The organism is Pseudomonas sp. GM50 (assembly GCF_000282375.1).
Lineage (GTDB): Bacteria > Pseudomonadota > Gammaproteobacteria > Pseudomonadales > Pseudomonadaceae > Aquipseudomonas.
Genome location: NZ_AKJK01000101.1, coordinates 33,424 through 47,686 on the forward strand (window position 1 = coordinate 33,424; position 14,263 = coordinate 47,686).

A 14,263-nucleotide genomic window follows, 5' to 3' on the forward strand; every position below is an offset into this window, starting at 1 on the left:
TGCAGTCAGCCCAATCCTTGCGTCACTGTCTTGCGTTACTATGCAGACCCACCTTTCTGGAAGTTGCCTGGATGAGTAAGCCCGGTCAAACGGTGCTGGTCGCGTTGCGCAAGATGATCGCCTCGGGCGAGCTGGCGGCTGGCGAGCGCTTGATGGAAATTCCCACAGCAGAGTTGTTTGGTGTCTCGCGAATGCCGGTGCGCATGGCGTTCCGCACGCTGGAGCAGGAAGGCTTGCTGGTGCGCTTTGGCGGGCGCGGGTTTCAGGTGCGTTCGGTCAGCCCCGATGACATTGCCGGTGCGGTTGAAGTGCGAGGTGTGCTCGAAGGCCTGGCGGCGCGTCAGACCGCCGAGCGCGGGCTATCGGACGAGGCCCGGGCGACCCTTGAACAGTGCCTGATGCAAGGTGATCAGCTGTTCGACAAGGGGTTTGTGACCATCGAGGACCTGGAGGTCTATCACGACCTCAACATGCGTTTTCACGAAGTGATTGTCGAAGGCAGCCACAACCCGGCGATCGCCGACGCACTGGCGCGCAACGACCACTTGCCCTTCGCTTCGGTAACAGCCCTGGCTGTGGACCGTAACGACATGGTCCGGGAATACCGACGCTTCAACTACGCCCACATGCAACACCATTCGGTGTTCGATGCTCTGGTCAACCGCCAGGGCGCGCGTGCCGAAGCGATCATGCGCGAGCACGCCAACGCCACGCTGCGCTATGCCGAGATCTTCGGCTCGGCGACGGCTGAAGAGCGGATGAAGGTCATTCTCCGCTCGGAATAGGCGCGACTCTTTCAGATGTCCAGCACCAGCAGTGGCGTTTTCGAGCGCGAGCAGCAAGGGGTGAATTGGTCGTTGCAGGCCTGTTCATCCTCGGTGAGGAACAGGTCACGGTGTTCCGGCACGCCCTCCAGAACCCGCGTCAGACAGGTGCCACAGATGCCCTGTTCGCAGGAAATGGCGATCTCGATGCCCTGGTTTTGCAGCACCTGTACCACGCTCTTGTCGGCCGGCACCTCGAAGACCAGGCCGCTGCTGGCGACCTTGATCGAGAAACTGCCATCGGCGCCAGTGTCGACAGGGGTGGCGGCGAAGTACTCGCGATGCAGGCATTGCTCCTGCCAGCCTTTGGCCTTGGCCGTGTCCAGCACATGCTGCATAAAACCGCCGGGGCCACACACATATAAATGCACATCGTTCTGAGGTGTGGCCAGGACCTTGGCCGCGTCCAGCGCGGTGTCGGGTTCCTGATCGAAATGCAGGAATACCCGGTGTGCAAAAGGCGAGTGTTGCAGGCGTTCTACAAAGGCTGCGCGCTCTCGCGAACGGGCGCAGTAGTGCAGTTCGAAATCCGCGCCGCTGTGGGCCAGGCGCTCGGCCATGCACAGGATCGGGGTAATGCCGATACCACCGGCGAAGAGCAGGCTGCGTCGGGCCTCATGCGCCAACGGAAACAGGTTACGCGGCTCACTGATAGACAGCCGCGTGCCGGGGTGGATCTGCTCGTGCATGGCCAGTGAACCACCGCGAGAGGTCGGATCCTTGAGCACGCCGATCAGGTAGCGATGGCGTTCTTCAGGGTGGTTGCACAGCGAGTATTGCCGGATCAAGCCGCCGGGCAGGTGCACATCGATATGCGCGCCGGCGCTGAAGATCGGTAGCGGTCGATCATCGACACTGGCCAGCTCGTAGCTGCAGATGTCCTGGGCTTCGTTATTGCGCGATACCACCAGCACTTCGATCATGCCATTGACTCCTGCGTGGCCCGTTCCTTGGCGATCAGGCGCTCCAGAATACGGCGCGACTGCACACCGCCGGCGTCGATATTGAGCTTGAGCAAGTTGCGCTGGGGATGGCTGATCAGATTCTGTTGCTGGCGTTCGAGCATCTCCAGGTCTTCGCTGAAAATCTTGCCCTGACCTTCGCGAATGCTCGCGGTCAAGGCCTCATCCTGCGGGTTGAAATTGCGCGCCATGCCCCAGAAGTACCAGATCGAGGTTTCGGTTTGCGGCGTGATGAAGTCGACGACGATACTCGACGCCTTGAACTGTTGGGGGGCGTGATAACCACCTTTTCCGGCATGGGCCACACCGACTTCGATCAGCACATGACTGGGCGGGGTGAAGCGGCAGATCTGCCAGCGGTCCACGGGTACATCGTCGGCCAGGTTGTTGCCGCGCAGGGCCATGCGCCAGAAGGGCGGGGCCATGATGTTTTCCATGTGGCGGGCAGTGACCACCTCGTCGCCGTCGACCGTGGTCACCGGCGGTGCTTCGTCGATTTCCTTTTGACCGATGCTGGACGCGTGAACGTAGGTTTCGTGAGTCAGATCCATCAGGTTGTCGATCATCAGGCGATAGTCGCACTGGATGTGGAACAGACCGCCGCCATAGGCCCATTCGTCGCTGACGGCCCATTCCAGATGATGGATCAGCGCCGGGTCGGCCAACGGCTGATCGCCGGGCCATACCCAGATAAATCCGTAACGCTCGACCACGGCGAATGTCTTGTTGCACGGAAAGCCGCGAACCCGCTGCCCGGGCATTTCCACGGTCTTGCCGTCGCAGCCCATCACCAGGCCGTGATAGCCGCACACCAGATTGCCGTTTTCCACATAACCCAAAGACAGCGGTGCGCCGCGGTGGGGGCAGAAGTCCTCGACAGCCGTCACCTTGCCTTCATGCCCGCGGTAAAAAACCATCTTTTCACCACAGATCTGACGGCCTAGCGGCTTGTCGGCGATTTCATCGGGCGTACAGGCGACGTACCAGGTGTTCTTGGGATACATGGAGATTCTCCAAGGCTGTTTGTTGTTGTTTAGTGGATCCATTAATGGTGATTTATGGGGTGTTTGTCAAACTGATTCTGTTTATTAACGATATAGTGGATCCATTGGTGGATTTTAGTCCTCTGCACGGCCGGCCGGATCAGTGCAATCCGAACTTCGTGACACTGACCATCGACGTGCATCCTTGGCGACCTGTTCGCCCAGCACCGTAACGACGCGTTGTTGAGCGTTGGCGAGTTGCGCATAACCGCCTGGCGCGTCCTCCCTGAACCGGCCCTGACACAGCAGCCGGGCAGTGGACGTGTCACCGGCAAAACTCAGGCTCCAATCTGCGTGTAACTCGACTTGCCGGCCGGGCCAGTTATCGAGGCGTCGAACCTGCACCTTGATTCTCAGCACCGGTTTATTCGGTGCCTGTGCAAGCCCTGAAATGTCCTGGGTATTGAGGCGCTGCGTCAACGCCGCAGAAAGTGCACTGCGTATTTCGTCACTCAGCGGCGCTCCCCATCGCTCGCCTTCAAGCACATCGATACCGTTGTCACCGTGTCGCACAACCCATTGCGGTTGGTCGATCTGAACCGGTACGCCTACCGACATCACGTCAATCAGAAATGGCGAAGGGGGAAGGTGAACCGAGGTCGCCGGGGCTGGCATCACCAAGGTGTGATAATGGGTGGTCGTTGAAGCGCACCCGGTCAGTCCGATGATCAGGGCGAAAAGATAAAAACGGGGCACACGACTCATTGCGATAACTCCTGCGAAACCTTGAGTGCGCGAGGAGCGGGCTGATCATTAGGTCGGCCACGCAGCAAAGATTCCGGATGGCGGCTCAGCAGGTCGGTGAGAACGCGAAAAGTCACCGCGGCGCGTTTCACTTCTTGCATGGCCTGGCCCAGTGCCTGGGGTATCGGCGCGTCTGCATCTATCAGGATCTGCATCGTGCCCAACGTTTTGTGAGCTTGCTGCAACGTCTGCGTGGTCTGCGGCAGCACTTGCTCGTTGATCTGGCTCAGGGTCTTGTCCAGGCCAATCAGGCTTGTGTCCAGATGCCGGGCGATGGAGTCGAGCGGTAGTTTGTCGATCTTGCCGACGATGCTGGCCAGTTGTTCTTGCAGGTGTTCGAAACTGCTGGGGATGGTCGGAATGTTGAGAGGGCGCGCGCGGGTATCGAACATGACCCTTGGTGCGTTTGGCACATAATCGAGTGCCACATAGAGCTGACCTGTCAGCAGGTTGCTCGAGCGCACTTGTGCGCGCAGACCCTGTTCGACCATACCTCGCAAAAACGTAGCGGCCTGTTGCTCTCGGTCGCCAGAGGTTTTGGGGAGTTTTTCCTGAACCCGTCCCAGTCGCTGTTGATAAATCTCTATGCCAACGATCGTCGGAAAGCGCTGCCTGGAGGCATCGTAATCGAGCTCCATCGAGACGACCCGGCCCACCGTGACGGATGAGAATTCCACTGGAGCACCCACCGTCAGGCCACGCAAAGACTGGTCAAAACGAAGCTGGATGTAATGGGCCGGGCCATCCGGTTGCGCCATCGCGGTTTGCTGATCTTGTGCCAGCGTAAACGGCGAGTGGGCGGTGGCTGGTTCGGCGCGACTGTCATCGGGCGAAGAAAATGCAATACCTCCGGCCACAAGGGCAGCCATCGACTGCGTTTTGACTTTCAGCCCTTCGGCTCCGAGAGAGACATCCACGCCGCTGGCATTCCAGAAGCGCGTATCGGTTGTCACGAAGCGATCATAGGGCTCGTCGATGAACACTTGCAGGTTCACATTCTTGCCGTCGCTGTTCAGCTGATACGACACCACCCGCCCGACTTTGATGTGGCGGTAGTAGACGGGGGAATCGATGTCCAGCGAGTTAAGGTCAGCGGTGTGCACGGTAAAGATCTTGCCCGGCATGCCGCTGATGACGGTGGGTGGGGATTCCAGTCCGGTGAAGGTCTTGGCAGGCGTTGTTGATACACCGGCATCGACACCGATGTAAGCCCCTGAAAACAACGTATCGACACCGGAGATACCGCGAGCGCCAATACGTGGCCGCACGACCCAGAAGCGCGTGTCCTCACGGGCGAGGCTTTCTGCGCTTTCGACCAGGGACGCGGTGACCAGCACATGGGTACGATCATCGCTCAGGGTGATGGACGACACGTTGCCGACCGTGACGTCTTTGTATTTGACCGGTGTCTTGCCGGCTTCCAGACCCGTGGCGGTTTGAAACGTCAGGGTAATTTGCGGGCCGACCGACAGCCACGCTCGCATCAACATCGAAAGCCCGACCAGGGCGGCTACCAGAGGCACCAACCAGACCAGGGATATTCTGCGGCGCCTGTCCATCCTCGGAGGGGGTGGCAAGTCATGGGTATTGTCAGGCACGTGACGCATCGGCTTGTTCACCATCCCAGATCAGACGTGGGTCGAAACTCATGGCCGAGAGCATGGTGAGGATCACCATCAGGCCGAAAAAAAAGATGCCTGCGCGAGGTTCGATAACGCTGAGGGTTTGGAACTTGACGAGTGCGGCCACGACGGCGACCACCATCACGTCAAGCATCGACCAGTAGCCAATCAACTCGATCAGGCGGTAGAGGCGGGCACGTTCAAGCATCGCCCGATGGCTGCGCTGCTGTGCGGTGAACAGCAGAGCACCGAGTAGCAAAAATTTGCTGCAGGGCACCACCACGCTGGCGATGAAAATAATCAGTGCGATGCCGTAAGAACCCGAGTCCCAAAACTCGACAACCCCTAGCAGGATGGTGCTCTCACTGCTATGACCGAGCAGGCTGGAGTACATCACCGGCAGAACATTGGCGGGGATATAGGCAATGAGGCCCGCCAGCAGAAAAGCCCAGCCTCGCGCAATGCTGTCCGGGCGTCGTCGATGAAGCCTTGAACGGCAGCGCGGACATTGAATGGGCTTGCCTTGGTCAGGAACGCTCTCACAGACCAGCCCACACAGTTGGCACGCGACTACGCCCAGATGCGCTGCACGCGGTGAGTATTTCAACCTCTCACCTCATTGCCATGTGGCTGCGCGGTCAGCTCCCACAGCCATCGCATGTCGCGGTTGGCGATCAACCCGAGCAGCATCATCAACACGGCCATACCCCAGATACCCGCACCCGGCAGTACCTGCACAACGCTTGAGAGTTTGATCACCGCGACCAGGGTACCGAGCATGCAGACCTCAACCATGCACCAGGGTCGCAATTTGATGAGCAGCCTCAGGACCTGAGAAAAACCGGGAGCCCTTCGCCCGGCTCGGGCGAATCCCAGCACCCAACCCAACAGAGCTATCTGCAGCAGAGGCGCGATGATGATCGAAAACACGACCAGCGCCGCGATGGGGGACGCCGAGCTATGCACGAGCGCGGCAGTTGCATCCCAAAGGGTCGCTTCGTTGTGCAGACCATGGAAACTGATGCGGATGACCGGGCAAACGTTGGTGATCACGAAGGCAATAGCCGCCGCGACGGTCAACGCCAGCCATCGATCGACATCAAGAAGACTTCCCCGATACAGGACGGCCGAGCATCGCCTGCATCGCGCCACTTCTCCTGAGGTCACGGCGAAGCGTTGATACACCGTGTCGCAATGCTCGCAGGCGATCAGGTACGGGTACGTTTTCATAGGTTGGTTATTCGAACTGGGCGACGAGCGCGTCGGCGCCTTTGTCGATCCCCGTTTGTGCGGCGCTCAGTGCCCCCCGCGTGGCGCTGATGTTCAGCGAGTTCGGGTATTGCTTGGTCACATAAGCCTTGAGCAGGCGGTTGGTGGACGCGTCGTAAATCTCGACAGAGAAGAACACCGAACCGGTGAACGTGCCTTCTTTTTCGCGAATCGATTGCACGATGTTGTAAGGCCCACCCGCCAGGTCGAATCGCGTGAACGTGCCGAGAAAGGGCGTCGTGGTTTGCGCGCCGGTCAAGGTCAGTTTTACGCGCATGGCATTGGGCGCCGCGAAAGGCGTCAGCTTGAAGCGCTCTTTCAGGCGTTCGCTGAACTGCGTGTGCATGTAGTGGGCGAGGGTTTTCCGGTCTTCTTGAGAGAGGTCGCCGAACTGATTGTCCGGCCCTTGATAGAGTGCTACGGGGTCGACAATAACGGCCGAGTACTTGCTCCAGTCCACATTCGCCTTGTAGATGTACGGTACACGGCCTGAATCGTCTTCGAGGTTGGGTGCCAGGCGCGCGGAGGAGTCTATGTCGGTATAGATCGGTGGCGAGGAACCCGCGCATCCGGCCATGGCCAGGGTGATCGTGAGCATTGCCAGTCGAGAAGCCTTGAACATTCTGTCCATGTCGGAACCCTGTTTGAAGACGCGTGATCAGGTGGGATAAAGGTGCTTGACGTTCGCCGGTGCCAGGTGCGCCCCAGCCTTTCCTTGTCTTTGAAGGAGCTGGGCAGTACAGTGGTTTTTTGCTAAAACTGAACCAGTTGGTACGCTTTAGATTCTTGCGTGGCGGGCAAATGCCTGTCAAGCAAAAAATGTACACGTCGGTTCACTTATGAAATTGGAGTGGTGATGAAGGTAAGGACGGAGGCGCGCCGCGAAGCGATCATTGAGGCTGCGGCGCTTCTGTTTCAGGAAGTGGGCTACGAACGGGCGTCGATGAATGAATTGACCAAGCGGTTGGGAGGTTCCAAAGCCACGCTTTATGGCTATTTCCCTTCCAAGGAATCGTTGTTTGTAGAAGTCGTTCGTTCAGTGGCCACCGTGCATTTATCCGAGGCGGTGGCGCAACTGTCTGCCCCTGATAGGGATGAGGTCACGCTCGAGCAGATGCTCAGGCGCTTTGGCGAGCGAATGCTATTTGTGTTGACCAATGAGAGCAGTGCGTTGGCGGTGTACCGGATGGTCATGGCCGAGGCCGGGCGCTCGAACATAGGCATGCTGTTTTACGAGGCCGGGCCAAGCGAGTGTAATGAGGTGTTGTCGACCTGGATGGCCGACGCCATGAGCCGTGGTGAACTACACCAGGCTGACCCTGAAGTAAAAGCAGCGCAATTTTTGGCACTGTTGACAGCTGAGGTGCAGGTAAGATTTTTTCAACCCAGCTCAGAGCCTCTGAAGGTTGAGCAGATTCAAGCGTTGGTAGGTCGAGCGGTGGAGATGTTTTTGTTGGGGGCAGCTCCTCGCTAGCAAGGCGTTTTACGAGATCCACACAGATGAAGGCGACACCTGCTTCACCCGCCAACCCGCGATGACAGACAGCGCACAAACCATCATCTATGCGGCGGATCAGTAACTCGTTAGTTAATAGTACTGAGGGTATTTACTGGAAATACGTCGCATCATACAATGAGAATCATTACTACTAACTCATTGAGTGCGACGTCTTGAGCCATCCCCACCCCTTTGCCCGCCGCAAAGTCTTCATGAAACACGCGTTGCCAACACTCTCCTGCGTTATGTTTGCCAGTCCACTGTGGGCACAGGAAGCCATTGAACTGCCGACCACTGATATTCAGGCAAGTCGCGTCAGCCAAGACACTAGCTACACCACCTCTCAAGCCAGCACGGCGAGCAAAAGCAATGTGCCGATCAAGGAAGAGGCGCAATCGGTCAATGTGGTCACCCAACAAACCCTGGCCGACTATCAGGTGCGCTCGCTGGAGGACGCCATGAAATTCGTCAGCGGCGTCAGCCAGGGCAACACCCTGGGCGGCTCCCGGGACTCGCTGGTCAAGCGCGGTTTTGGCACCAACGATGACGGCTCGATCCTGCGCGATGGCGTGCGCTCCAATCTGGGACACAACTTCAGCGCCACGACGGATCGTGTCGAAGTGCTCAAAGGGCCTGCCTCGATGCTGTACGGCGCGCTGGAGCCCGGCGGATTGATCAACGTGATCAGCAAGAAGCCTGAATACACCCAGAGCACAACCCTGAGCGGCTCGGCCTACAGCGAAGGCGGCGGCACCCTGGCGGTGGATACCACCGGGCCGATGGGAGATACGGGCCTGGCTTATCGCCTGATCGCGGAACGTGGTCATGAAGATTACTGGCGCAACTACGGCGTGAATGAGAGCACGTTGGTCGCACCATCGCTGACCTGGACCGGCGACCGCGCCAGCTTGACGCTGAGCTATGAGTACAACGAATACTCCAATCCCTTCGACCGCGGCACCGTGTTCACCAACGGTCATCCGGCGGACATCGACTACGACAAGCGCCTCGATGAACGCTGGGCGAAAAGCGTCGGTATCCGTGAACTGGCCACCGCGCGTTTCGAATATCAGCTGAGTGATGATTGGAAAACCCGCGTTACCTACGGCTGGAACAACGACCGCTACAGCCTCTCGATTGCCCAGCCGAATTCGTTGACCGGCAACAATCTGCGACGTGCTGCCAACGGCGCTCATTACGACGATGAGACCCGCTACGCCAGTTGGGATTTCATTGGCCAGCAGGAACTGTTCGGCCAACGCCATGACCTGCTGGTCGGCGCGGACACCGAAGCATCCGACCAATTTCGCGGCAAAACCTACCGTAATACAGCACGGTCAGGCTTCGACATCACGTCGCCGGTTTATGGTCGTCTGGCCGAGCCGAGCCTTGTCAGCGCTGCTCAAAGCGACTTGAGTAACCAGCTGACCTCAAGCTCCGTGTACTTCAAGGATAACTGGCACCTCGATGACCGCTGGATCCTGGTCCTCGGTGGTCGCCAGCAGCATTACGATCAGTACAGCGATCAGGGCCGCGGCAGCAGCTATACCGTCAACCGCGACGATAACGGCGATGCCTTCGTGCCGTTCCTGGGCCTGGTCTACAAAGCCACCGATAGCCTGTCGCTGTACGGCAACTACAGCCGTTCGTTCAAGCCCAATACCGATGTCGACGATGCCGGCCACACCTTCGATCCGGAGGAGGGCCGCAGCTACGAGGTTGGCGCGAAGTACGATCCGCTGCCGGGGCTGAACATCAACCTTGCGCTGTTCGACATCGTCAAGAAAAACGTCGTGACCAGCCAGACGGTCAATGGCGTCAGCCTCTCGGAGGCGGCAGGCAAGGTCGGTTCGCAGGGCCTGGAGCTGGACATCACCGGGCGTGTGGCCGAGCGCTGGGACCTGATCGGCACCTACGCTTACACCCACACGGAAATTCTCGACGATCCGGATGACGAGGGTCACCGTCTCGCCAACGCGCCGAAGCACACCGCGAGCCTGTACCTCACGCATCATCTGAACATCCCTGCGGAGTTCGGGGCTTGGCATACCGGTGCCGGCGCGCGTTACGTCGGCGAGCGTGCAGCGAACAACGCCAACGATTTCTGGCTGAGCAGCTACACCGTGGCCGATGCCTTCGTACGTTGGGAATCGCCGATGTTCGGGTACAAGACTTCGCTGCAGTTCAATGTCGACAACCTGTTCGACAAACAGTACTACCCGTCCTCCACCGGCAGCCAGCTGCAGGTCAATGTTGGCGAGCCGCGCACGGCACGCCTCAGTGCCAGTGTGACATTCTGACCCTATGTATTGACGGCGATGCTTGGGCTGTAGGTCGAGCCCAAGTAGCCGGCGCAACCCAATTCAAAATGTGGGAGCGGGCTTGCTCGCGAAGGCGATGTGTCAGTCACCATCAGTGTTGGCTGACCTGACGCTTTCGCGAGCAAGCCCGCTCCCATAGGTTCCTTACCATGAGGCTTCGGCCTGTTCTTTCGTTCCGGCGAATCAGAAGTTGATCGAGGCGCTCAGCCGCGCGGTCAGTGGCGCGCCCTGGAACAGGTAGCCATCGCCCATGTACTCACCGGCGTCACGCCAGTAGCGCTTGTCGAACAGATTGTCCACGGTCAGTCGGAACACCGTGTCGTAACCATCGATGCGCGTGCTGTAGCGGCTGCCGATGTTGAAGATGGCATAGGCGCCGGTCTGCACTTCACCCTGGCGGTTGGCGTACTTGTTGCCGCTGTACTGCACGCCGCCGAGCAACGCCAGGCCGTCGAACCAGGGCAGGGCGTAGTCGCCGTAGAGGCTGGCGCGCAGGGTCGGAACGTTGATCGCCTGGTGGCCTTCATAAGCTGGCGTGCCGCTGTCGGTGACGCGCGCGCGAATCGCCGCGACGCTGGCAGAAATCTGCAGGCGCTGGCTGGCCCAGCCATTGGCCGAGAGCTCCAGCCCGGTGTTCTTCTGTTCGCCCTGTTGGGTGAACGTGAACGTGCCGTCGTCATTCGGTCGTGAGTACTGATAAGCCTGACGGATCTGGAACAGCGCCGCGGCCAGGCTGATGCGCTGCCAGTCGTATTTGATGCCGGCCTCGATTTGTCGCGACACGGTGGGCGCGAGGATTTCAAAGGCATTGGTGGTGAACCACGCCGCTTCGCCGCCCAGGGACAGGCCCTTGCTGTAGCGGGTGTACAGCGACAGGTTTTGCAGTGGCTTGTAGATCAGTGCGGCCTGGGGCAGGAACACATAGCGCTGGGTGTGCCGGGTGGTGTCGCCCTGGCTGTCGAAGGTCTCTTCATCCAGGCGCACTTCGCGCCCGCCGAGCACGGTTTGCCATTGCTCGTTGAAGCTGATCCGGTCATTGAAGAACAACCCGTACTGACGGCTGTCCAGGCGTCGATAGGAATCGTTGAGCGGCCCGTCGTAGCGGGCAAAATCAGCCGGTTCGCTGTAGATGTTGGCGCTGCCGATCATCTGGTTGATGGCGTCGCGCTTGTCCACTACACGGCGGAACGCGCTGGTCCCCACGCTGAGTTCATGGCTCAGGCCGGCGGTTTCGAAGTGGCCGCTGAGGGCGGCCTGCACCTCGTCGTTGCGGCGGGTATCGTCGGGGCTGCGGAAATCGTAAATGTCGTAGTCGCCCTCGGGGCTGAAGTAGTTCGGCACCGCCGCGCTGGCGCAACTGGTTGAGCCGTAGCAGCCCCAGGCGAATGAACTGTAGTCATCGATCACCACCCGGCTGCGCGAGGCGCCAAGGCTGCCTTTCCACTGGTCGCTGAAGCGGTACTCGAAGTTGCCGTTGAGGTTCAGCGCATCGGTGGTGACCGGCTTCGAACCGCTCTGGTGTGCCAGCAGCTTCTTCGGCGAGGCGTGGTGCGGCAGGCTGGATCCGCCGAGCAATTGATAACCCGGTGACGAGCGCTGTTCCTTGGTCTGGTACTCGGCATCCAGTTGCAACAGCGCATCCGGGCTGATGTTCCAGTCGAAGGCCAGCGAGGCGAAATCGCGCTGGCCGTTGGTGTGTTCAACGTAGGAGTGAAGGTCTTCGTGTGCCAGGTTGGCGCGCAGGCCGAACTGCTGTTCGCTGCCGAACCAGCCACCGACATCGGTGGCCAGGTAGCCGCTGCCGCGATCATCGGTGGAGACGGTGACCGAACGCACATCGGCAGGCCGCTTGGTCACGTAGTTGACCAGCCCACCGGGCTCGCTGACACCGCTTTGCAGGCCGGAAAGGCCTTTGAGCAATTCCACCTGCTGTTTGTTTTCCAGCCCGACGTTCTGCTCGCCGGTGATGGTGCGGCCGTTGATCTTGTAGCTGCTGGCGGAGTTGAGGGAGAAGCCGCGTACCACGAAGTTTTCGTAGTAACCGACCGGCGCGTAGCTTTCACCCACCGAGGCGTCGTTGCGCAGCACTTCGCTGAGCAGGCGCGCCTGCTGATCCTTGATCAAGGTCTCGTTGACCACCGAAATCGATGCCGGCGTATCAAGCAATGGCGCCGCTTCGAAACCACCGACCGAAGCGCTTTCGGCCTGATAACCGGAGGTGTCTTCGCCGGTGACGGTCACCGCCGGCAGTTCGGTGGCGGCCCAGGCCGAAGGCATGGCGCTGGCCAGCAGCAGGCCCAGGTTCAGGGGATTGAACGCGAACCGCGGGGCGGTCACTCCCTCGCGGGAGGTCCGGTAAAGCATATCCATGAAAACTCCTCGACGACTGCGCTCCCGGGCTCGCGAATACCGGGCACAGGTGCCCGGGCGCGCTTCAGGAATGAGTCGGTTAAAACTGGAAAAAGCGATGTGCCCTGAGGGCTGGTAGTGCATGACCCCTGGCGCGCACGGCAATCAGCGCGCGCAGGGGCATTCTACGGTGGTCAATGCTCTTTGGCTTTCCTGATTCTGATCAAAATAAACAGCAGGACGCAGAGCGCGAGCGGAGTCATGGCCAGCAGGGCGTCTCTCGCGGAAATGTCCGCGCCCATGACATGCAATCCCGAGTAGAACAGCTTGAACAGGCTCAACAAGTAATAGGTGATGGCGATGATCGACAAGCCTTCGACGGCGCGCTGGATTTTGATTTGAGTATCGGCGCGGGCGTTCAGGCTCTTCAGGATTTCCGAGTTCTGCTCTTCCATTTCGACCTGGACACGGGCCTGCAACAAGTCCCCGAGGTTGGCCACGCTTTCGGCCAGTTGCTCCAGGCGCTGTTCGGTCACCGCGCAGTATCTGACCGTGGGTTTGAAGCGTCTTTCGATGAAGATACCCAGTCGCTGGCAATCACCCACATGACTTTCGCGCAGTTCGCCCAGGCGTTCGAAAACCAGCTGTGCATAGGCTTGGGTGGCGCTGAAGCGGTGTCGGGTTTTTGCGCTGCTGCTGACCACTTGCGCCGACAGGTTGGCAATGTCGGTCAGCAACGCTTTCGCATTTCCGGTATCGGGGCCGGCGTTACGTTCCGAGAGGTTTACCAGGGTCTTGTCGAAGACGTTGAGCTGAGTGCTCAAGGCTTTCGCGGTGATGAGTGAAAGCGAAGCCATCATTCGGTAGGTTTCGATTTCCAGCAAGCGGCGGATCATCCGTCCCAGGCGATACGCATTCAGGCGTTTGTTAATGAACAGGAAACGATTGGTGCCGTCCTCACTCAGGCGAAAATCGCTCCAGACCGTCGCATCGCCACCGCCGATGCAAGAGCCGCTAGGATCTTTGAATCCATAAACAGACAAATCGCCGGAAAAGGACGTATCAGTGCGCACCACAATCTGCACCGCGTTGATCACGTGCTGCATGAAGGGTTCGACCCGGTCCATCAAGGCCCTGGGTGGCGGGCTCCAGCATGGTTCCTGACTGGAGGAGGGCACCACCAGCGTCAGCGTCAGGAACTCCGCGTGCCGTTCCCACTTCAAGGCATGGCCCTCCAACTCGGTGATGCCCTGGGCTGCATCCGGGTCGACCGGGCCTGGGCAGCAGCGACTCAGCAGGGTGTCGCATTCCCCGTCATTCGCCAGAAACGCCAGATGAAACACATGGGCGGGCTCGTCGAAATACAGAGAAGGGCGCGCGTGCAACTCGTTGTGCAGGATCAGTCTTTGCGGATGCATGCTGTTTGGGCCATGTTGGAGTTGTTTGTTCTTGGGACTGGATGCCCCATTCTTGAGTCACAAACAAAACCGGCGATCGACCAATGCCAGTCAGCCAAGCGCAGTACATGTGGGAGCGGGCTTGTGTGGGAGGGGGCTTGTGTGGCGAGGGGGCTTGCCCCCGTTCGGCTGCGAAGCAGTCGTAAATCAGGACACCGCGTTTCTGACTAAAGA

General features: G+C 59.4%; 12 protein-coding genes. 3 read left to right on the forward strand and 9 right to left on the reverse strand.

All coding sequences use genetic code 11. The features are described 5' to 3' along the window. Nucleotides 1–71: 71 nt before the first annotated feature. Complete coding sequence (locus PMI30_RS06450) at nucleotides 72–785, forward strand: GntR family transcriptional regulator (RefSeq protein WP_007895809.1); 714 nt, start codon at nucleotides 72–74, stop codon at nucleotides 783–785. An 11-nt stretch (nucleotides 786–796) separates the two neighbouring features. On the opposite strand, the gene PMI30_RS06445 is transcribed toward PMI30_RS06450, so the two are convergent. The 7 genes from PMI30_RS06445 to PMI30_RS06415 all read right to left on the reverse strand — a co-directional run bounded on the left by PMI30_RS06445 (nucleotide 797) and on the right by PMI30_RS06415 (nucleotide 7,095). Next, nucleotides 797–1,747, reverse strand: a complete 951-nt coding sequence (locus PMI30_RS06445) for a PDR/VanB family oxidoreductase (RefSeq protein WP_008012981.1) — start codon at nucleotides 1,745–1,747, stop codon at nucleotides 797–799. Continuing rightward, entirely contained in the window at nucleotides 1,744–2,790 is a 1,047-nt protein-coding gene (locus PMI30_RS06440; RefSeq protein ID WP_007895804.1) for an aromatic ring-hydroxylating oxygenase subunit alpha, read from the reverse strand. The genes PMI30_RS06445 and PMI30_RS06440 overlap by 4 nt, the downstream gene beginning before the upstream one ends. A gap of 114 nt (nucleotides 2,791–2,904) precedes the next feature. Next, a complete protein-coding gene (locus PMI30_RS06435; RefSeq protein WP_008012984.1) occupies nucleotides 2,905–3,534 on the reverse strand; it encodes a PqiC family protein in 630 nt (209 codons plus the stop codon). Further along, a complete protein-coding gene (locus PMI30_RS06430; protein ID WP_443216313.1) occupies nucleotides 3,531–5,171 on the reverse strand; it encodes a PqiB family protein in 1,641 nt (546 codons plus the stop codon). Before PMI30_RS06430 ends, PMI30_RS06435 begins: the two co-directional genes overlap by 4 nt. After that, nucleotides 5,164–5,802, reverse strand: coding sequence for a paraquat-inducible protein A (locus tag PMI30_RS06425; RefSeq protein ID WP_008012988.1), 639 nt, complete (start codon nucleotides 5,800–5,802; stop codon nucleotides 5,164–5,166). Before PMI30_RS06425 ends, PMI30_RS06430 begins: the two co-directional genes overlap by 8 nt. Continuing rightward, nucleotides 5,799–6,425 carry a paraquat-inducible protein A gene (locus PMI30_RS06420; protein WP_008012990.1) on the reverse strand — a complete coding sequence of 209 codons (627 nt, stop codon included), beginning with the start codon at nucleotides 6,423–6,425 and terminating at the stop codon, nucleotides 5,799–5,801. The genes PMI30_RS06425 and PMI30_RS06420 overlap by 4 nt, the downstream gene beginning before the upstream one ends. 7 nt (nucleotides 6,426–6,432) lie before the next feature. Then, complete coding sequence (locus tag PMI30_RS06415) at nucleotides 6,433–7,095, reverse strand: DUF3313 domain-containing protein (RefSeq protein ID WP_008012992.1); 663 nt, start codon at nucleotides 7,093–7,095, stop codon at nucleotides 6,433–6,435. 225 nt (nucleotides 7,096–7,320) lie between these two features. Between PMI30_RS06415 and PMI30_RS06410 the strand changes: the two genes are divergently transcribed. Then, the gene (locus tag PMI30_RS06410) at nucleotides 7,321–7,938 is read left to right on the forward strand and encodes a TetR/AcrR family transcriptional regulator (protein WP_008012993.1); all 618 of its coding nucleotides are present in this window, start codon (nucleotides 7,321–7,323) and stop codon (nucleotides 7,936–7,938) included. Between the two features lie 236 nt (nucleotides 7,939–8,174). Continuing rightward, nucleotides 8,175–10,262, forward strand: coding sequence for a TonB-dependent siderophore receptor (locus PMI30_RS06405; RefSeq protein WP_050562566.1), 2,088 nt, complete (start codon nucleotides 8,175–8,177; stop codon nucleotides 10,260–10,262). Nucleotides 10,263–10,466: 204 nt separating this feature from the next. Here PMI30_RS06405 and PMI30_RS06400 read toward each other — a convergent pair whose 3' ends face one another. Together PMI30_RS06400 and PMI30_RS06395 are read right to left on the reverse strand one after the other, a co-directional pair. After that, a complete protein-coding gene (locus PMI30_RS06400; RefSeq protein WP_008012996.1) occupies nucleotides 10,467–12,653 on the reverse strand; it encodes a TonB-dependent siderophore receptor in 2,187 nt (728 codons plus the stop codon). A 173-nt stretch (nucleotides 12,654–12,826) separates the two neighbouring features. Next, nucleotides 12,827–14,050: a DUF3422 domain-containing protein gene (locus PMI30_RS06395; protein ID WP_008012998.1), complete on the reverse strand. Its 1,224-nt coding sequence runs from the start codon at nucleotides 14,048–14,050 to the stop codon at nucleotides 12,827–12,829. Nucleotides 14,051–14,263: the final 213 nt, after the last annotated feature.